Origin of the sequence: Aquimarina mytili, from assembly GCF_016735115.1 — a bacterium.
In the GTDB taxonomy this organism is placed as follows: Bacteria; Bacteroidota; Bacteroidia; order Flavobacteriales; family Flavobacteriaceae; genus Aquimarina; species Aquimarina mytili.
In genome coordinates this window covers 579,356-600,249 of the sequence record NZ_JAERQJ010000003.1, presented here as the reverse complement: position 1 = coordinate 600,249, position 20,894 = coordinate 579,356, and the positions used below count along the sequence as shown (strand labels likewise).

Sequence of the window (20,894 nt, the reverse complement as noted above, 5' to 3'; positions counted from 1 at the left end):
AAAATGGCAAACAAACATCTCATTGGTAAACAAATTATAGATATAGAAGTTAATTCTTCTGATAAAATATATGCCATGCAACAAAAAGTTAGTGAATTGGTGTGGAAAGATTTGTTGCCTATGCTGACCACAATGTTTGATAGAATTGTAGGAGAAGATGAGGTGATTAGTTTAAATAGGATTGAATTAGATATAGGTCATATTAATTTAAATAATAGGGCACAGATTATTGAGATTGTCGATAAAATCATTAAGCTTTTAGAAAAAACAATAGAAGAAAGGGTAAAAAACTTAAGTATACATAAAAACGGTTTTAAAGTTAAAAATGAAAATCAAAATGATAAAACATTCGATCTTAAAAAAGATGTATATCATAGAAAGCAGAAGGAAAATTTAGAACATTATTCTAAAGAGAAACGTACGAATAGAGAACATACTGATAATGAGTCAAAATTAGAAAAAAACAACAGGCAATTGCTTAGGAGATATTATTTTGATTTATGGTTATACTGGTTGGAAAAGGGAAGGTTACCTTCTTACACCATAGAGCCTACAGAAGATTGGATGCCTTTAATTCTTGAAACTTTAGGAATAGACATAGATGCTGTTACCATATTAGAAAACAAACTAAGAGAATATCCTATTGCATTAAAAAGATTGGTTCTACAACATACTGGCAAAGACCTAAAATCAATAGTAGAATTATATACAGGGTTTTCTCAAACTAAACTCCTGGATTTGTGTAAAGAAATTAAAGATCTTTCTAAAAATCAGTCAGCCAAATCAATACCTATAGATGATAGAGTATTAGAAATTAATATTTGGCAATATATTTTCAAAGAGGTAATTCTAGGAAGAAAAAAATTAGAAAGTATTTCTTTAGGAATAGCAGTAATGAAACAACCATTTATGACTTTTCTTTTTAAAGAAACCGTAAATATTAAAGTCATAAAAACTGAAACTGATTATCCTTTTTTACAAGCAATACTTGAGAAAGTACCTCAAGTACATGAAAAAGAAAAAGAAATCTCTTTATTAAAAGATGATGATGAAATTGATGATGGTAAAGATGGCTTTTTAGAAATTGAAGATGCCGTATCTAATGAAGAAGAATTAGAAACGCCTCAATTTTTTAATAATGCAGGAGTCGTATTACTTCATCCTTTTTTGAGTTCTTTTTATAGAAAACTAGGTCTATTAGGTGAAAAGGATTTTATAGACTTTAAAGCCCAAAGTAAAGCGGTAGTATTATTACATTTTTTAGCTACGGCAAAAGAAGATCCTAAAGAATATGAGATGGTATTGCCAAAATTTCTTTGTCAGATGCCGGTAAATATACCTCTGGATCATAGCATTAAATTAACAAAAGAAGAAAAAGTAGAAGCTAACAACTTACTCCAAGCTGTAATAGAACATTGGGGTGTGTTAGGTGGTACTTCACCAGATGGTTTGCGTGAAGGGTTTCTTATGAGAGAAGGAAAATTAGAAAAAGAACAAACAGGATGGAAACTATTTGTAGAACAAAAGACCTTGGATATTTTGTTGGATAGACTCCCTTGGAATTTAGGCTTGATAAAACTCCCTTGGATGAAAGAAATTCTTAAAGTAGAGTGGAGATAAACATTAAATTCAAAAATAGAGAATATGAAATCAATCTTTGATCACCTCTTCTTCTACGAAATTGTAACTCTATTTTTAGGAGTATTCTTGTTTATGCTATTCGGTACCAATGTAATACAATCCTTAATTAAAAACCATGATCTAAAAAAATTACACAACAAAATATAAAAAAGGTTGAAAGTAGACGAAGTACAAAAAAGCACAGCTTCACAAAATGAGATCCAAATGAAGCAGGAGCCCTTCTTCAAAAAAGATGGGCAAGGAGGTTTTTTTTCTAAATCTAACAAAACAGTTACCTCATTTTTTAACCCATCTACGACTCAACCAAAACTAACTGTAGGAAAGCCTAATGATAAATTCGAAGTAGAAGCTGATGAAATGGCGGATAAAGTAGTACAGCGATTAAGTACTACTACTACAAATTCTCCAAAATATATTCAGCCAAAATGTAATGACTGTGAGCAAGAAGAAAAACTTCAAAAAAAGGAAGAAGATGAAGTGCTTCAAAACGAATTAGAAGTACAACGCAAACCTATTTTTGAAAGTAACACCGATGAGCCCGAAAATAATCTGCAAAAAAAGCCATTGCCTAATGTAAAATTGCAAAGAAAATGTGCTTCATGCGAAGAAAAAGAAAAACTTCAGAAAAAAGAAGATGAGTTTTCTGAAACCGAAGAGGACATTCAAGAAAAGTCAGAAACTACTCAAAATCAATCGAGTTATGATGTAGAAAGCGACTTAAATTCTTCTAAAGGAGGAGGAAGACCATTATCTGCAAATGTTGAAAAATCAATGGGCTCAGCTTTTGGGGCAGATTTCAGTAATGTTAGAGTGCATACAGGAAGTCAAGCTGTACAAATGAGCAAAGCATTGGGAGCTCAGGCTTTTACTCATGGAAGTGACATTTATTTTAATCAAGGAAAATACGACACCAATTCGAGCTCAGGAAAACATCTATTAGCACATGAACTAACACACACAGTACAACAAGGAAAAAGTAATTTAGTCCAAAAACAAGATGATCTGGGAGAATACGAAGAACCTGTATTCGAACCTACAGAAAAGCAGTTAACGGACATGGAAGAAGGAACTCCGGTTGAAACTAACGGGGTAGTGCAGCATGATGAAGGAACCACACTTTGGCCACAAACAAATCGCGTAAATACAAGTTTAGGGATATTACCTCTTAATACGCGGGTATTTGTGGATAGAAAAGATAAGCATGGTTGGTATTCTGTATATGTAATGGGGCATCAAGAAGGAAGTACTCTACCAGTAAAAAAAGGCACTCATGGTTATATTCCGGCCCATAGGATCAATATAGATATGCCCGATCCTGGTGCTCGGTTGTATAGAATTACCAAGGAAGGACAAGGAGCTTTGTCTTTGGCAATAGAGTTATTTCCAGGACATGTTTCAGACTGCCTTATTAAGAATAGTTTATTTACCCTTGCGTGTAAAAATGATTTCCGGTTTTTAGTCAATGTGCTTACTGCGGTAAACCAATCAAAAGGCCGAAGGTATATTTATAAGGATAATCCTAACGATTCTTGGGTAAAGACAAAAACAAAAAAAGGGCAAATCTGGGTGCCTGGTAAGCAATTAGTAGAGGCTATGCGCGGACAGGTTTCTTCGGGTTCTATTTCGTATGAAATGCTTTCAACGCTTGCTGATATTGCTATAGGTATTGCAGCTTTTGTTGTGGGATTACTACATGGCGCAGTGATGTCAATAGCTGATGTCTTTATAGGACTTTATGATTTAGTCGTATTAATAAAAGATATCATTGTAAAACTCTTTAAGGGAACATTAATTTCTGATGCGAAAGCCTTTTTTAAAGACATCTCTAAAATAAAAATGAGTGATATCTTAAAGATGGTTGGAGAAAAATGGAACCATCCTAATGTCTGGGATAGATGGAAGTTTAGGGGGTATGTAATAGGATATGCTATAGTAGAAATACTAATGCTTGTTTTTTCTGGAGGAATCGTTACCGCGATCAAATGGGCCGGAAAAGCTGGAAAATTTGGAAAACTAGCAAAGTATTTAGGAAAACTAAAAAGTGTTCAAAAAATCATGAACAAAGCCAATACCTTAAAAGGCAAAGGTGTTGAAAAAGTGCGCAAGGCTCTCAAAGCAGCTAATGCATTGTCTGAAGCTCATGGTTGGGCTGCCAGAGTTCTTAGAATTCCGTTAGGTATTTTAAAAAGATTAAGCAAAGCAGATATAGGGAAGCTTAAAAAGCTTCCCCAATGGGCAAGAGAACGCTTTGCCCGTATGGCAAACAATGCAAAACTTCGCTTGCTTGGGTGTTCCTCTCCATGTAAGGTAGATGTAGATGAAATTCAAAAAGCACTAAAATTAGTGTCAAAAGGAGGAAAAGTACTTAGTACAGTTGATGATGTTATAAGGGCATTGCCAAAAGGTCTTAATAAAATAAAAATTTCCAGAAAGCTAAGAAAAAAAGGATCTGCTCTGATGACGGCAATTAAAGAAGCCGGGTTAACTGATAAAGATTTTCTTAAGCTTGCCGATTTTTTGACTCCAGGAGATGCCAATCTAGCACAGGGATATAGAACCTTTACACGATATTTAACTAGTGTTATTCCTGCAAAGACTGGAAAAGACATTAAAAAACTCAATAAAATTTTGGCAGAAATGATTAAAGCCGAACCTCGTAGAGGAGCAGCTTTAAAAGGTGCAATGTTCGAACAGTGGATAGCACTTCATGTTCCAAAACTTGCATCTAAAACATTTGGAAGAATAAGTTTTGACTTAAAAAAGCTAATTGGCAAAGCTAAACCGCCTTATACGCGTACAGTAGATAAATGGTTACCAAGCGCGGGTGAGATATGGGATATGAAACATCAATTGAGCAAAGTTCCTACAGGGCAGGCTGACGATTATCTAGCTCTGATTGGAAAAGTAGCTCCCGATGGAAATACGGTAAAAGCTGTAAATTATTTATTCCCTACCAAAGAAGCAGCTGAACTTAATAAAGCACTCTCAACAGTTTATGGATTTGGAGTACATTATATTGATAATGTAACCAATAAATTAGTGAAAATATGAGGTGTTTAACTAAATTAAAAGAAAAGTAATTGATATGAAATTATATTGGAGCGGAACAACTCGATATCATGATTGGTATAAAAATAGAAATGAAATTCCGAGACAAATATTTGAAAATATAAATGACCTTCAAGTATTTGATCAGGTCGAGTGGATGTATGAAGGAATGTATGAAGATGAAAAAAAACCTGTTGAAAAAGGTTTTGATGTGATTCAATATCTATTGAAGATAAAAGAGAAGAAAAACGGGTCTTTTTGTGTTAATCTTGGAAGTTCTAAACCATTTGATTGGGAAGCAAACCTACTACTTTTTCCATATGTGTCTTCTATGAAACAGATTAGAGGGATGAACAGATTTAATTTTTATTTTCAGAGCGATCATTTTCTCGCCGATGATGGATCAGATTTGTTAGCCGAGACATTTAAGAAAGCACATACTATACAGGATACAGAATTTGCCTTTATTCATCCTAATGATAGATATAGCGAGCTTACAGATTCTTTAGATGGAGAATATCAAAATCCCTTAACGTTTGGTCCCATGTTTAATGGTATTTTTTGGCTCATTTTTTTGGGGAAACAACACCTCGATTTTTTCGATATAGAAAAATTACAAAATATTAAATGTTACCAACATGAATGGGTGAATAATAACGAAGGATTATATATGCGAATGACCAAAAATATTTTAGATGTAATCACGCCCGAGATAGAAAGAGATATGTTTCAATTGACAAAGCAATTCAAAGAAGCACTTCTTGTAGATATATAAAACAAAGTATTAAAAAGTGAAAACAGCCGAAGCAAAAACAAGTGCTACCGCAAACAGCCAAGTTCAGGCTAAGCGGCAACCTTTCTTTAAAAAAGAAGGGGAGAACGGCTTTTTTTCAAAATCTAATGATGTTACAGAACCTTTTTTTGGTCCGACCATTGTACAGCCTAAGCTAACTATAGGTCAACCCAATGACAAATATGAGATTGAGGCTGATGCTATGGCAGATCAGGTAGTACAAAAATTAAATGAACCCTCTACCGAAGTTTCTTCTCTAGAAGATAGAAATAAGAATGTTGTACAGACCAAATCTGCATATACAACAATACAAAACAAGTGTGATGAGTGTGAAGACAAAGAGCAGCTTCAAAAGAAGGAAGAAGAAACACAAGAGGTTGTAGAGGATACTCCGGAGATTCAAGAAAAACCCATTTTTGAAAGCGAGGCTACAGATAAGGCCGTACAAACAAAAACCGATGTAGTTGATCCAACTACTGAAACAATTTCTGAGGTTGTAAGCAATAAAGTAACTTCTACCGCTACTTCAATCCAAGCAAAATGTGATGAATGCGAGAAAGAAGAAGTAGATGAAAATGCTGAAGATAAGGAATTACAAAAAAAAGAAGTCGTTAACGCTGCTGGCGACCCTTCTGATGAAGAAGACCCTAATTTACAATTAAGGTCCAGAGAAATGGAAAATACAGAATATCCAATTCTGTTCAAAAAGATACCTAATGTACAATTAAGTGGTGGAGGAAGTGCGACAACTGGATCAAGAGAGCGCATTGTCGAAGAAGCTCAAAAGATGGTCGGTAAAATTGAAGCCAAAAAAGATGACGGCTCTGGTCGACGAGTTGGAGCAGAACATTTATTAGAAATTTTTCATTTAGCGGCAAAAGACGAATGGCCCGACGAAGTGATCGAAAATGTAAGATATACTAAAGAGTTTCCACATTGGTGTGGTATTTTTTCGGTATATGCTATTAAAAAAGCCGGGATTGATTTGGGATATTGGCAAATGGGAAAAGGAGTATCAGCATTTGGCACACTTCAACCAACAGATAATCCTCAACCAGGTGATATCGGATATTTTACCAAGCAACAGCACCACTGTATCATAAAAGCGGTAAACGGGGATATGATCGATTCTATTGATGGAAATAGTGGAAATTTCAGTGAAGTCAAAGAAAGAACACGTCCAAGATCTCAATTCCACGCTTTTTTTACCCCCTTTACAGGTTCTGAAACAATAATACAGAACAAGCAACAGGATTCAGTAGTACCGAGTACTAGTTCTGATAGTTTACAAAATAAACTTAATACAAGTGCGGGTAAAGGTACTACTATGGATAGTAAAACCCGAAACCAGATGGAATCCGGATTCGGAATAGATTTTAGCGGCGTTAATATTCATACAGATAGTAGTGCGGTACAAATGAGTAAAGAATTAGGAGCTCAAGCCTTTACACATGGAAATGATATCTATTTTAATGAAGGTAAATACGATACAAATACTACAAAAGGGAAACATTTACTGGCACATGAGTTAACGCATACCATACAACAAGGAGCTTCAGTACAGAAAAAAGAAACGCCGCAAATACAAAAAAATGAGGATGCCGCCACCTCATCCGATGAAGGAACACCTAGATTTATTGTAGAGGATACAGAAATACCTTCCTCAGAACAACTTACTAAAACGGTTTTTATTGATCGATTGAATGAGAGAGCATGTGCAGTTACTAATGCGGCATTTGCAAACACTCCTTTCACAGCAGAACTATGTCCATACCTTACACGAGCAATCTCACGATTAAGAACGTTAACTCCAATAAGAATAGAGGCTCTTCTTTTACGGTATGATACACAACTTCAAAATGCTGTAAATCTAGAACAGTTTTTTGAAATTTTTGGTAACCGGGTTCGTGTTGCGGCGACGAATTGGCTGGAAAACGGAGATCTATCAGGTATTCCAGATGAGATTATTACTCAAATTCCTGATAGTATAAGAAGGGCAGTACGTATTATGGGAGCTGTGCGTTCAGGGATGAATACTGTAACCTCAGGTATTAGTTCGATAGCATCAGGAGTGTCGAGTGTTGTATCGGGTATTGGAAGTCTTTTCTTTAAATCAAAAACGGGAGGTTCTAAACCATCACAAGCACCACAAAATATATTGCAAACTCTTGAAGGAGGTAGTACTCTAGAGGCAGGAACTAGAAGTAAAATGGAAGGTGCATTTGGGGCAAGTTTTTCAGATGTTAAAATACATACTGATAGTAACGCAGCCAATCTTTCTAATAGTATGAATGCGCGTGCCTTTACCCTTGGTAATCATGTGGCATTTGGTAGTGGTCAATACAAACCAGGTTCCATGGCAGGCGATGCATTATTGGCACACGAATTGGCACATGTTCAGCAGCAAAAAGGCAGCAATTCAAATACTGTAATGGAAAAAAATAACCAAGCAACCGACTCTTTGCTTGAGGAACAGGCTGATGATACAGCAGTAAATGCAGTTGCACAAATATGGACTAAATCTAATGAACAAGAAATAGAAATACCAAAAACTAAAATGCCCGAAATAAAATCGGGATTAAAATTACAAAGATGTTTTTGTGGAGGAGAACCAGCTCCTAGGTGGAATGGTGATGTAAGTGAATTGCAAATTGAGTTATATACAACCACTAACATAAATGAGACTCCTGTTGATCCTGGTGAAGCTATCACTAGAGATTTTCCTTCATTCGTAGCAAGGCTTAATTATCATGATTATACCTACCCAAGAGTAACACAATATCATATGTGGGATGAAAATCATGAAGATCCTGTTGGGCCACGTTTTCCAACCGCACCACCATCTGGGGTAAGTAGAATCCCAATGCCTCCTATAGGGCAATACACCTTAGAAGCTAATATATTAACAGGTGTTCGAAGCATGCCACAAATTAATTTAAGCCGCCCTATACGAATTATTGAGTCTTATAGAACATTATCTGAAAGACAATCTGTTACTGATCTTGCTGATCAAGAAGGACGTACCGTGGCAAATGAATTATTGAACTACGAACAATTTTCTGCCATTATTCGTCAGAATGCTGTTTCCGTAGCAGGTGTTTCACAAGAGTTGGTAGATGCATGGAACAGCGCACAAGCACAAGCAATTATTATAGAAGCTGCAATAAATCAAACCATTAGTGCCGGACAAAGTACCGAGGCAAAAACAGCATTTAGAGGATTTTATAATCAATTGAGAACGGAAGTAAGTAATCGAGACGTATTTCATCCAGAAACCACTGAAGTAGAGTATGATGGTTTATCAAGAACGACTATTACTCATCCGGCCTATACAACTAATGCCTATATCACTGCGGGTACAAACCGACAAAATATAAGTGCTCTTAATGGAGGTTCATCTCCTGAGAATTGGCGAAACTATTTAGACAAATTTTATGATGTTACCGGTATACTGAACCGTTATATTTCTGATAAACTTCGATTAGCAGGGTTTACAGATTCAGCCCGTCAATTAGAAGTATCGGGAGCTTATAGTAATCATTTAAGAAAGTTGTATCGCGATCACCCGGATGCACAACCGGTTCAAGCTGTTTTTTATCCAAAATTACAAGCTAATTTGCGTAATGATGCAGAAGATGATGAGACTCCACATTATAATTTAACAGCCCTTCCACAAAAAATGTATACCTATCGTACAGATGATGGAGTATGGCATCTACTTGATATTACTCGTCACAATAGAGCTTTTAATACTGAAGAAAGTGGTGGAAGTACAACGGTACCACCACGTTCATTAATTACAGAATTAGATAGTGCGGAACGTTTTCCAGAGGGGATGATGCATTGGAAATTTAAACATGGTACCCCGGATAAGTGTGAGATGACACATCCTTGGAGTGCTTCTGAAATATTGAATCTTATTAGTATGGTTCTGGCAGTTGCTGGCGTTGTTGCTTTAGTAGCTGCTTCTGGCGGAGCATTAGCCCCTGTCGTACCAACATTAATATTTGTTGCATCAGGTCTGGCTCAAGCAGCAAGTTCAGCGGCGCATATACATGAGAGTTCTGAATTAGGAACTCTTACACCACAGTCATTAGCAGTGGATGCATTTGGCATTGCTGCTGGCCTATTTGGAGCTGCAGCTGCTGGCACAGGACATATTGTTAAGGCGGCCCAGGCAAGTGAGGCAGCTTGGACAGGTTTTAGAGGATTATCGGCGTTAGGAGCACAAGCAATTTATCGTCCGGTTCAAATAGCTGGAATAGCAGCTGATTTTGGTTCGCTTATTGCTTTTTCGGCGCAAGCGGCAGACCAATACGATGCTATTGCTGCAATGCCCGAAGGAGAAGCAAAAACTTTAGCACAACGAAGACTAGTAGCAATGTCATTACTCACTGGAGGAATGACAATCATTTCTATTCGAGGTGGTATGCATGATATTGGTGCAGGGCGAACGCTTTATCTCGATCTTACGACAATTAATGGAGTAAGGACACCAGTAGCACATAGAGTAATGCCTCAGGTAGATATTCTTGCTCATCCTCGTTTGGGTAGCGCTAGAGCTGATGTTGAAGCATTTTTAGCTAGAACAGATTTAAATGAAACTACTTTTAATAGATTTAGAGGAGAATTATCTGTTGCATTAAATACGGCGGGTATGTCTGAAGCCGAAATCAGAGCTTTTGTTAGACGTATGGGTACAGTTGCTGGGGTAGCTGAAGCTAGAACAATATTAACTCAATTTAGAAATAGCAGAGTTGCTGTTGCCGTTGGAGGGGTATCTAGAAGTGCAGGATATGATCTCTCTTATATGCATACAAGTCCTCAAGATTTTCAGACTACTGTACGGGGAACATTTACACAAGAAGGTAGTATTGTACATAATGGATCTCTGACTCATGTAGAAGGTGCTGATATATCAAACTATACAATGCATATAGATGCAGCTGATGGAGGACGTGTTGAGGCAGATGTTGTTGTTGTGTATTCAGATTTTACTGCAGGAAGTGCTATCGGAACAGGTACCGTTGCTCCCGGAGCCGCCACTGGACCAGCTCGTAATACTGTAGTTTGGAATTCTACTACCAACCGATGGACAGTTCGAGTAGAAGTTGATCAACGTTTAGCGCCTAAGGATATCCCTAGGGCATTAGGACATGAATTAGATGAAGCTGGAGATGTAATAAACCGTTTGCATGGTAACCAAGGGCCAGATGTTAATCAACGAATTGCAGATCTTCAACGCCCGGGTATGTTTACTGGTGGATCAATGACATCACATGATTTAGCATCACTACGAGAAATTAATACTTTATTAGCAACTGCTTCAACAAACCCGGGAGCTGCTAATTCACTTTCAATTTTGTTGCGCGACTTAGGTCTTACTGCTGATAGTGGATTGTTTCAGGCCAGGCTTACCAGGGTATTGTCATCGGGGCACATCAGTAGTGATAGAATAGTATTACTTGAAGCTTGGAGCACATATGATATAGCCGTTGCACGTGGATCTAGGTTAAGAAGGTTTACACGAGAAGAATTTATTGCAGAGTATCAAAGAGGTAAACGTTTTGATGAAGGGGGATCTAATCGATGGTATAATCTTAATACAGATCGAGCAAATACCCGACAATTTTTTACTGATGCTGAAATTGCTGATCCCAATCTGGCATTCAATAGATTGGCTGGTACTGGTTCAAGGTCGAGTTTCCGACCATATTACGAGATGCTTACATCAAACGGAATTGCTTCAGAAGCTAGAGTAAGAAGAAGATTTAATGAACTTCTAGCAAGTCCAAGAGGAAGGGATCTTGATTTTGTAAGACACTCACTTAAAGATGCTTTCAAGAATGATATAATGACTTATTTAACCAATCGTCAGCGATTAACTACTGCTCATCCTGGTAAGACTTTTGAAGAAGCAAGCCATATAGAGATGATGCGTATTACAAATGATCTTAATTCTTCAGATAAAGGTTCTTTGTCTGAACGATGGTACTCGGCAGTTTATGACCCAGATTCGTTGACTCATGTACAATTTACAGGGGCATCTGGTACCACAAGATATGCTGACTTATTGAATGAGGATGGTACCATGAAAGATTTAAAATACATTAGGGAAGCTCTGTCGGCTCGTGAATTAGAACAGTTTGATGATTATCGTTTAATGATTGGACAAGATGTTACCGTTACCAATGCAGATGGAAGTACAAACACTATAAGAGTTCAACGATTACGTTATAGTTTTATGAACCCTTCAGGAGTACGAGCTAATGCAGAATGGATGCATGGAATACTAAGTAGCCCTTCGACAAATATAACATTCGAAATATTTAATGCTCATGGCCAGCGAAGAATTGTAACTCGGGCAGGTATATTTGAAATGGGAGCAGGTAATAGGAGTATGCGAGTTGGGGGAATAGATCTTTTAACTGATGCCGCGCAACTTAGGTTATGGCTAAATTTATAACTTTACTAAGATAAAATTATAAAAGACAAAATGAATAAAGAATTGAACATAGGTATTTCAGGGAAGGATAACAAAAAGTTATTTGCAGAACTATATCATATTTTCTTTACCAACGAAGAGCCTGATATTTTAAAAGCAGATAACCTAGATATTAAATACGATCTAAAAAATATTTCTAATGGTTTACCTGAATACAATACTAACCTTTTCTTAAAATGGAATAACATAGGTACCTTGACTATTATCCGTAATGATATTGTATTGCTGGGGCTAAATTCTTTTGATATTAGTCCAAAAAATGTACTAGCCTTAATTGAAAAATTGTCCTTTGAAATTGCTTCTTTTGAGACGCTATATTATGATTGGTATAATCCAGATAACCCTTATGAGTCACCATCATTTGGTAATGGGCATGTGCCTCATGGTTGGGCGTGTGCATTTAAAGGAGAAGGATTTAATAGGTTAGTTTCACGTAGGTGGCTTGATTTTGGTCCATGGAAACAACATTTTGGAAAGAATGATACACAATTAATACAATTTCATCAATTAGATGTAGATAGTGAAACGGCTTTGAGGCAATCTAAAAACGGACATTCATTGATGGGTATTTCTCCTAACGGAGGCTTCATACAAGATAACTATGTGTACCATTATGATAATAAAGGGTTGTATGATAGTAAAGAAAAAAAGATAAAAATAATAGTCCATGGGGTGGATATTCCTGATCAACAATTGCTAGATGCTTGTGCAGGAAAATACTATAAGATATTTGACCCTATAATGCCGGTGGATAATGTAGCCTATGTTTTTATGGATGAACAGGTAGCCAAAAAACATTTAGATGCGATATGGTTAAGAGGACTTGAATGTCGTACTATTCGACAAGGAAAAGAAATAATATTAACTGATGAATACTACCCTTCAATAGAAAAGCCAGATTGGTTAAACGAATAAATATTTTGAAAAAGTGAGATTTACTAAACTGCATATCAAATTTTTTAATTTTCAAATAAGTACGTTCCACTTATTAGGTGTATTTGGTTACATTTTTGGAGTCTTACTAGGAGTAGGTCTAGCCAAACAAGTAAACATACAACCAGGTATTATAATAATACTAGCCTTAATAAGTATGTGTGCTTTTTTTCTCTTAGTTCATATTTCTAAGTGGTTAACAGGACAAGAGATTCTTGTTTACTACCATCATGAAATTAGTATTTTATTTTTTTGCGCTGTTGTACTCTACCTATTAAAAGTACCAATACTTCCTTATTTGGATATTACCTTATTAGGAGTTGGAACTTTCTTGTTTTTTGGACGAATAGGTTGTCACTTAGTAGGTTGTTGTCATGGATCTCCCTGTAAATATGGGATTACTTATGGGAAACAACATGTTGAGGCAGGCTTTACATGGTATTATCAGAATGTAAAGTTGTTTCCAGTGCAACTTATTGAATCTGTTTACGTGGGTGCAATAGTCGGTATCGGATGTATACTGATCATAAATGAAACTCCCCCAGGTACGGTTTTGATCTTGTATAGTGTATTTTATGGATTGTTCCGTTTCATCATTGAGTTTTTTAGAGGAGATCCAGAACGTCCATTATGGCTTGGTATTTCTGAAGCTCAATGGACAACGATGATACTTATCTTTATTACACTAGGTTTTAGCTACCTTGGCTGGTTACCATTATATATTTGGCACAATTGGGTAATGTTAATTTTGGGGATTATAGTTTTTTTCAGAATTATTTACTACTACTATAATGAATCATTTAAGATAATTACTTATAAAGGCATCAAAGAATTAGCAGATGGATTAGCCACTTTAGATAATTTAACTCAAAATTCTAACTCTACAGAAGGGAAAATTAATATTTATAAGACAATAAATGGATTTTCAATTTCAATAGCTAAAGAAATGAACAATAATGATTTTTATTATTGTTATACAATTTCTTACAAAAAAGAACTTAGTTCCAAGATACTAAGGAAAATTGCTCTTAATTTAAAAACACTTCGTAAACATTATTCGACTTTTACAATTCTTAGGAAACAGAATTTTATTTATCACATTGTTTTTAAGGATTGCCCTTACAGCACTCCTACAATTACCCCAACCAAGCTTACCCCTAACAGTGACCTTTTGAAGATTTAAAATAATGGAATAAGTCTTTAACGTAAACATGATATGTAATTTGTTTTAAGGAATAATATAAATAAAAAAATAAAATCATGGCAACAAAAAAAACATACACACCAAGTAAAGCCCATCTATGGAATCGATTAACCTGCGATGCATTGCATTATACAGGAACACCACCTACCGTTGCGGCCAGAGCATTAGCAATGGTACATACAGCGATGTATGATGCCTGGACCAATTATAATGATGGGGGATGCGAGGTAAGTACAACAACCGGGAGCCGGTTAAAGCAACCTGATAGTCAATGCACATCAGAAAACAGGGCAAAATCATATAGCTATGCTGCTTATACAGTACTACAAGAGCTTTTTTGGTTACGATTACCACCAGAAAAGAAAAGTATTTTTCGAGATTTTATGTGTGATTGTGGCTATGATCCTGATGATAAAAATCTAAAACCATTCAATGCCGTTGGTATTGGGAATTTATCGGCCAGATTAATATTAGAATGTCGTATGGGAGATGGCTCTAATCCCCATGCAACGCTGCATCCTGGTGGTTTTTCTGATTTTACAGGGTACCATCCTGTTAATCCACCAGAACCCCAATCAATGAAATATATAGATCGTTGGCAACCCGAATTTCGAAATCATCATCCTCAACAGTTTATGACTCCGCATTGGGGAGTCGTAAAACCATTTGCCTTATCATGGGGCGGACAATTTAGACCACCGTCGCCCATAGAATGTGATGAAAAAGGGTTCGAGAAACAAGCGCAAACACTTGTTGAGTATAGTGCCAATCTTACCGATGAACAAAAAATTATTGCAGAATTTTGGGGAGGAATGCATGAAGATAAATTCGTCGATACATCAAATAGCGAGAAAGGACCTTGGGCAACACCACCAGAACAATGTTGTAGACAAGCACGATATTTATCTAGAAAATATAAATATAAGAATGCATATGATGTGAAAATGTTTTTTGTATTGTCTAATGCACTCCTAGATGCTGGTATCGCAGCTTGGGATTGCAAAGTATATTATGATTATGTACGACCAAAATCCCTTATCAATACATTATATAAAGGAGAAACGATTCAGGCTTGGGGTGGTCCATGCGAAGGTACTCAAGAAATCGACGGTGAAAACTGGATACCGTATGTTCCTACACCACCTTTTGCAGAATATGTATCAGGTCATAGCACATTTAGCGCTGCTGCCGATGAAGTATTATACAGCTTTTGCTCTGATCGAGATTATGGAGAATCTGTAATTATCCCTAAAGGAGGCTCTAAAATTGAACCAGGATGTACCCCATGCGAAGACATAAAACTGACATGGCCAACACTAAAAGATGCAGCAAATCAAGCTGGGATTTCGAGACTGTACGGAGGAATTCATTTTATTGACGGAGACTTAGAAGGAAGAAAATTAGGAAGTAAAGTAGGTTGTGAAGTATGGGATAAGGCATGTCAATATTTTAATGCAGAGTTGGGTTGATCCAACTTTCTGTAAAAGAGAGCTATACCTTAAAATAAGAGAAGTTTTTTAGAATAGGTTTATGTATATTTATATAGACATATTCTTTAATGGAAAATAGAAGATAATACTATAATGAAAGTAATCTCAGTAGCAAATTTTAAAGGAGGAGTAGGTAAAACTACGACTGCAATTAACCTGGCAGCCGGGCTAAAAAAGAAAGGTAAAAAAGTACTGTTGATTGATGTGGATCCACAGGCAAACCTTACACAATCATTAGGAGTACTTGATACAATCGAAGAGTCAATATATACCGTTTTGCATAAAGAGGCTTTTGGCGAGAAAACAAAGATTACTGATGTAATGATTACCGCTTCTGGATTAGACATTATACCTTCTTCTCTTGATTTGGCTGGAGCCGAATTAGAATTGGCTAGTGTGTATGGTCGTGAGCAAATACTTTCACAATTAATAAAACCTTTAAAAGAATATGATTTTGTGTTTATAGATTGCCCTCCATCCATGGGGATGTTAACCGTAAATGCATTAGTGAGTAGTGATTATGTCTTAATACCATTACAAGCAGAATTCTTACCCTTGAAAGGGGTGAAGAGTTTTTTAAACCATTTTGAATTAGTGAAAAAATTAAACAAACAGATTAAACTCATAGGTTTTGTATTAACCAAGTATGATTATCGAAAAAAAATGAATCAACAGGTAAAACAAGAACTTGAACAAGAGTTTTCTGAAGAATTGATCTTTAAGACGCATATTCGAAGCAATATCGCCTTAGCAAATGCCCAACAGAAGGGTAAAGATATCTATACATATGATAAAAATTCTAACGGAGCCAAAGACTATAAAGAGTTGACGGTAGAGTTTTTAGCAAAATTTTAATTTAAAAAAATGCCGAGAGATGAAAAATGTATTTTCTAATAGTTGGAAAAAAAATCCACATAGTAATGAAGGAAAAGAAGGTAAGGAAACTCCTTTCTTTTCTAAGCATAGTAAGAAACCATTTTTTAATGCTGCAAATGGAGATGTAGTGCAAACCAAACTGACTGTAGGACAACCTGGTGATAAATACGAAAAAGAAGCTGATACGATGGCGGATGCGGTAGTTAATAATACTTCAAAACCAGATATTCAAAATAAAGAAATTAGCAGTATACAACGAGAATCATTAGCTACACCACAGGAAGATGAAAAACTAGGAACTGCTGAGCAGCGAATGGAAGAAGATAAACTGGTACAAGAAAAACCAGAGATTCAAAAAATGGGAGGTGAGGAGGAAGAAGAATTACAAGCAAAGAGCATTTCCAGTACTAGCAATCAAACAACAAGTAAAGGCCTATCTCAACAAATAAAGAATAAATCTGGTAAAGGTAAAAGTCTACCAAAAAAGACAAAGGCAGAAATGGAAGCCTCGTTTGAACATGACTTCAGTAGTGTTAATATTCATACAGATCAAGATGCTGTCGCTATGAACAAAGAGTTAAGTGCCCAGGCATTTACATATGGCAGCGATGTTTATTTTAATACAGGGAAATATAATCCTGATTCGACCAGTGGTAAGCAATTATTGGCACATGAATTAACTCATGTAGTACAACAAGGCAAATCAACAAAAAAAAAATCGATAAAAAAGAAAAGTCAAGTCAAAGAGGAGTAATATACTCTAACAATCACATTTTTATTAAAGACAAATTTTATCGTAAAGTAAAAAAAGCGGTTTCTGATGGCCCTATAACCGATGATGAGATTAAAAAATTAAAAAGATATGCAATAAGGAAAAACGGCACTGTAAAACAGGCAGAACTTTTATTGATGGCAGCAATGAGAAAGCAGGAAAATATCGATGTAATGTTAGCGGATAAGAATAAACATTTAACATTATCAATGAAAAAGATACCTGTTATAGATCGAAATCATGTTGTAAATGTGGACAGGCAGGTATTATCTAATAAGCTATTAATACTAAGAATAAAGGAGTTTTTTACGGAATTAGGATTGACAAAATTAAATTTAGATGATATAAAAACAGATATTATTGAAATGATTATATCTGAAATGGAGAAATCTAATAGTAAGAAATTCAAAAATCATGTTATGGAGCTGATCATGTATTTATATGGAGGAAATAAACCGCCATTAGTTTCTGGGCAAGAAGTCTTATTTGCTATGATTAATGCTTCATCAGATAGTACTAAAGGAGATAAGGTTATGGCAGGAAAAGCATATATAATTGCAAAGGAATACAATCATCCAATGGCAAGTAAGATTTTAAATGGTTCATTAAAGATAGATGCATTGATCCCCAGGGTATACAAAAGACTTATAGGACGAGGGAAAGCAGGTTATGTTCCTTCGACCAGAGGCGAATTATTAAAGGCGGATACACTTTATTTACCAACAAACCTCAGTTTGGATAACCTTAGTCATAGAGCATTAATTATTCATGAATTAACGCATGCAAATGAAGATTTTGAAGTGACTTTGGGCAAGCACAAATTAGTAAATGAAATTGATATGGAAATGAGAGCTTATAAAGCTCAGGTAAAGTATATTATAGATCATTATGTTTCTAAAAAGTCTTTTTCTGAGCTGGCAAAAGTTATAGTATCTCATAAAAGAAGTGATCCTCTTTTTTATTGGGCATACATTTCTGTTCTTAAAAGAAACATTACAACTCACAAGGGTTTTTTAGATACAATTAGTAATGCTAAAAAAGATAGAAAATTACTCAAGATAAAATCTGATTTATCAAAACCATTAACCGAAATAGATAAGAAATTACGAGCTGGGATTATTAATTTGACCGGAAGAAATAGAAGAAAAGTATATAGTAAAAGTAAAAATATTTTACTTGAAGGGAATGCCGGACATTTTTATCATGGCAAACTATAGACGTATTAATTGCATATAATATAATGACAGAAGTAACAGAATTTAAATACCTTAAAGAATTAATCCAATATCGATTGGATACGTATTTCAAGACAAATAACGGTACCATCGCACCAGAATTACCACATTTTAAGGAGTGGGGTTTATCTGTTCCTGAGATATTCAAAAATGCCAACTTAATTGATCTTGAAAAAATTACATTATTATTGGCTTTATGCCCTCATGTGCATAGCAATTTATTAGATAATATTATACAGAATAAATTATCTTCAACAGGAGATTTTCCGCAGTTGGGAGGAATACGAGGTAAAAATTTCAGAGGGTTTTTACCTACCGGAGAGACTGCATTGTTTCTATTGGCTGGAGATGATTTAGAAAAAAGAAAAGAGGTTCAAGAGTTTTTTAATCCAGATCATTTTTTTGCGAAACATCGTATCCTTTGGTTAGAAGAACCGCCAGAAGGTGAGCCTAAAATGAGTGGAAAAATAGTGTTCTCGCAAGAGTATGTAGAACTTTTGGTGTTAGGAAAGGCTAGCAAACCTGCCTTTAGCATGAAGTTCCCAGCAGAAATTATAGAAACCGAAATGGACTGGGATGATTTGGTGCTAACTAACGAAACCCATAAGCAAATTCAAGAATTACAAACCTGGATTACGCATGGTAACACATTGCTTCACGATTGGGGGATGTATAAAAAACTTAAACCTGGGTATCGAGCATTGTTTCATGGCCCTCCAGGAACGGGTAAAACATTAACAGCTAGTTTACTGGGTAAGTATACCGGAAAGGATGTGTATAAAATAGATCTTTCAATGGTGGTGTCTAAGTTCATAGGTGAAACAGAGAAAAATTTGGCAAATTTATTGGCCAAAGCCGAAAAAACAGAAAATATCCTCTTTTTTGATGAAGCCGATGCTTTGTTTGGGAAAAGAACCAATGTGCGGGATGCTCATGATAAATACGCAAATCAAGAGGTATCTTACCTTCTACAAAGAATAGAGAGTTATAAAGGTTTAGTTATTCTTGCTTCAAATTTTAAGAGTAATATAGATGATGCTTTTGTAAGACGTTTTCAATCTATTATTCATTTTCCACTCCCGAAGATGTCTGAACGATTGATCATTTGGAAAAAAGCTTTTCCATCGACGATACGATTTCATTCAGATGTTGATCTCACTCAAATTGCACAGCGCTATGAATTATCTGGTGCCGAAATTATGAATATTGTCCAATACGCCTGCTTATGCTCTTTGAGCGTAAATAAAAAAACAATATATCAACAAGATATCGTAACAGGAATCCAAAGAGAATTCCAAAAAGGAGGAAGAGTTATGAGATAATCCCTCTCATAGTATTCTTAGAGTGACACCCCCACAATAACACCAATCCCCACGCCCCCAAGGGCAAAAAGTATTTTCTCGAAAGCACTTTTGGCACGCTGTTGCTTTGTCTTTTTCTCAACAATTTCTAGACTGTTGGTCGCTTTTTCTAGACTATTTATAGTATAATCTAAAGCCTTTTGCGTATGGATTAGAGTAGCTTGAGTTTTTTGATAGATTATTTGATCCAGGCTATCAGTTTTCGCAAAATTAGATTTTAATTGACTTTCCAATCTTTCATTGCGTTCTAAAGTCGCCGTATAATTCTTGTTTATTTCTTTATATATAGAATCCTTGCGTTTCATGTCTTTAAAAGTATTTTTCATCAAATCATAAGAAGCGATATTGATAAAGTAAACGTCAGGTGTTCTAAAAATATACGGAACATTTTTTTTTGCCAAATAAGGTACCCCTCTTCGATTGGCATATGATTCAGGAATTTCATAAGCTTTTAAAGAATCTAATTCTACCACTTGGAATTCTTGTCCATAAGAAACCGAAATGAAGAATATCAAAAAAATAATTGAATATATGTTTTTCATAATAGTGTGAATGTTGCGTTTGATCAACTTTAGTATGTGTAAATTTATAGTCCAAACAAACTGTCTAATAACTTTGTTTCTACTGTAATTTTATCTTGAATTACTTTTAAAGAATCTTGAAGCTCCATTTTTTGCTTCCAATCTATAGCGTTTTTTTGCCCGAAATCAACCAATAATGAATCGCGTTTATGTGTAACAAGATCTTTCTGAAGCTTTAATTTGTTTATTTCTTTCAAAGAGTTTTTTAATTTGGTTTTGGTTGCAGCCAAAGTATCTTTAGAAATTTCTAACTCCTTTCTGACTCTTTCGAGTTCTGACTTTATGATTTTCCAATTAGATCCAGAACTAAACGTCATATAACCAATAATTAGCAAGAATAATAGGGCTACAATTTGAAGAATAGTATTTGTGTTAACGTTTTTCATGAGTTTTAAGTTGGTAACTCAATTCAAGAATTGAATTGATCAGTAAATTTAAGTATTTTATTTGTTATA

13 protein-coding genes are annotated in these 20,894 nt (G+C 35.4%); 11 read left to right on the top strand and 2 right to left on the bottom strand.

Annotated features, from left to right (window positions below; all coding sequences use genetic code 11):
- Positions 1–3 precede the first annotated feature (3 nt).
- The 11 genes from JJQ60_RS09960 (at position 4) to JJQ60_RS09910 (ending at position 19,819) form a co-directional block, all read left to right on the top strand.
- Positions 4–1,620 carry a contractile injection system tape measure protein gene (locus tag JJQ60_RS09960; protein ID WP_201919212.1) on the top strand — a complete coding sequence of 539 codons (1,617 nt, stop codon included), beginning with the start codon at positions 4–6 and terminating at the stop codon, positions 1,618–1,620.
- Between the two features lie 174 nt (positions 1,621–1,794).
- The gene (locus tag JJQ60_RS09955; protein ID WP_201919210.1) at positions 1,795–4,692 is read left to right on the top strand and encodes an eCIS core domain-containing protein; all 2,898 of its coding nucleotides are present in this window, start codon (positions 1,795–1,797) and stop codon (positions 4,690–4,692) included.
- A 34-nt stretch (positions 4,693–4,726) separates the two neighbouring features.
- Positions 4,727–5,464 (top strand): hypothetical protein, encoded by a 738-nt coding sequence (locus JJQ60_RS09950; RefSeq protein WP_201919208.1) that lies wholly within the window; start codon positions 4,727–4,729, stop codon positions 5,462–5,464.
- Positions 5,465–5,480: 16 nt separating this feature from the next.
- Positions 5,481–11,948: an eCIS core domain-containing protein gene (locus JJQ60_RS09945; protein WP_201919206.1), complete on the top strand. Its 6,468-nt coding sequence runs from the start codon at positions 5,481–5,483 to the stop codon at positions 11,946–11,948.
- 30 nt (positions 11,949–11,978) lie between these two features.
- Positions 11,979–12,902 carry a hypothetical protein gene (locus tag JJQ60_RS09940; protein ID WP_201919204.1) on the top strand — a complete coding sequence of 308 codons (924 nt, stop codon included), beginning with the start codon at positions 11,979–11,981 and terminating at the stop codon, positions 12,900–12,902.
- A gap of 13 nt (positions 12,903–12,915) precedes the next feature.
- Entirely contained in the window at positions 12,916–14,103 is a 1,188-nt protein-coding gene (locus JJQ60_RS09935; protein WP_201919202.1) for a prolipoprotein diacylglyceryl transferase, read from the top strand.
- Between the two features lie 77 nt (positions 14,104–14,180).
- On the top strand, positions 14,181–15,593 hold the full coding sequence (locus JJQ60_RS09930) for a vanadium-dependent haloperoxidase (RefSeq protein WP_201919200.1): 1,413 nt from the start codon (positions 14,181–14,183) through the stop codon (positions 15,591–15,593).
- 114 nt (positions 15,594–15,707) lie between these two features.
- Positions 15,708–16,469 carry a ParA family protein gene (locus JJQ60_RS09925; protein ID WP_201919197.1) on the top strand — a complete coding sequence of 254 codons (762 nt, stop codon included), beginning with the start codon at positions 15,708–15,710 and terminating at the stop codon, positions 16,467–16,469.
- A gap of 19 nt (positions 16,470–16,488) precedes the next feature.
- Complete coding sequence (locus tag JJQ60_RS09920) at positions 16,489–17,244, top strand: eCIS core domain-containing protein (protein ID WP_201919195.1); 756 nt, start codon at positions 16,489–16,491, stop codon at positions 17,242–17,244.
- A 155-nt stretch (positions 17,245–17,399) separates the two neighbouring features.
- Positions 17,400–18,479 (top strand): hypothetical protein, encoded by a 1,080-nt coding sequence (locus JJQ60_RS09915; RefSeq protein ID WP_201919193.1) that lies wholly within the window; start codon positions 17,400–17,402, stop codon positions 18,477–18,479.
- 23 nt (positions 18,480–18,502) lie between these two features.
- Positions 18,503–19,819, top strand: coding sequence for an ATP-binding protein (locus JJQ60_RS09910; RefSeq protein ID WP_201919191.1), 1,317 nt, complete (start codon positions 18,503–18,505; stop codon positions 19,817–19,819).
- 17 nt (positions 19,820–19,836) lie between these two features.
- Here JJQ60_RS09910 and JJQ60_RS09905 read toward each other — a convergent pair whose 3' ends face one another.
- Together JJQ60_RS09905 and JJQ60_RS09900 are read right to left on the bottom strand one after the other, a co-directional pair.
- Positions 19,837–20,400 carry a hypothetical protein gene (locus JJQ60_RS09905; RefSeq protein ID WP_201919189.1) on the bottom strand — a complete coding sequence of 188 codons (564 nt, stop codon included), beginning with the start codon at positions 20,398–20,400 and terminating at the stop codon, positions 19,837–19,839.
- 44 nt (positions 20,401–20,444) lie between these two features.
- A complete protein-coding gene (locus JJQ60_RS09900) occupies positions 20,445–20,825 on the bottom strand; it encodes a hypothetical protein (RefSeq protein WP_201919188.1) in 381 nt (126 codons plus the stop codon).
- Between the last annotated feature and the right edge of the window lie 69 nt (positions 20,826–20,894).

Excerpts from the sequence above, each read along its gene's own strand:
- JJQ60_RS09960 (WP_201919212.1), top strand. The coding sequence starts at position 4 with ATGGCAAACAAACATCTCATTGGTAAACAAATTATAGATATAGAAGTT.
- JJQ60_RS09940 (WP_201919204.1), top strand. The coding sequence starts at position 11,979 with ATGAATAAAGAATTGAACATAGGTATTTCAGGGAAGGATAACAAAAAG.
- JJQ60_RS09920 (WP_201919195.1), top strand. The coding sequence starts at position 16,489 with ATGAAAAATGTATTTTCTAATAGTTGGAAAAAAAATCCACATAGTAAT.
- JJQ60_RS09930 (WP_201919200.1), top strand. The coding sequence starts at position 14,181 with ATGGCAACAAAAAAAACATACACACCAAGTAAAGCCCATCTATGGAAT.
- JJQ60_RS09905 (WP_201919189.1), bottom strand. The coding sequence starts at position 20,400 with ATGAAAAACATATATTCAATTATTTTTTTGATATTCTTCATTTCGGTT.
- JJQ60_RS09910 (WP_201919191.1), top strand. The coding sequence starts at position 18,503 with ATGACAGAAGTAACAGAATTTAAATACCTTAAAGAATTAATCCAATAT.
- JJQ60_RS09950 (WP_201919208.1), top strand. The coding sequence starts at position 4,727 with ATGAAATTATATTGGAGCGGAACAACTCGATATCATGATTGGTATAAA.
- JJQ60_RS09925 (WP_201919197.1), top strand. The coding sequence starts at position 15,708 with ATGAAAGTAATCTCAGTAGCAAATTTTAAAGGAGGAGTAGGTAAAACT.
- JJQ60_RS09915 (WP_201919193.1), top strand. The coding sequence starts at position 17,400 with ATGGCAGCAATGAGAAAGCAGGAAAATATCGATGTAATGTTAGCGGAT.
- JJQ60_RS09900 (WP_201919188.1), bottom strand. The coding sequence starts at position 20,825 with ATGAAAAACGTTAACACAAATACTATTCTTCAAATTGTAGCCCTATTA.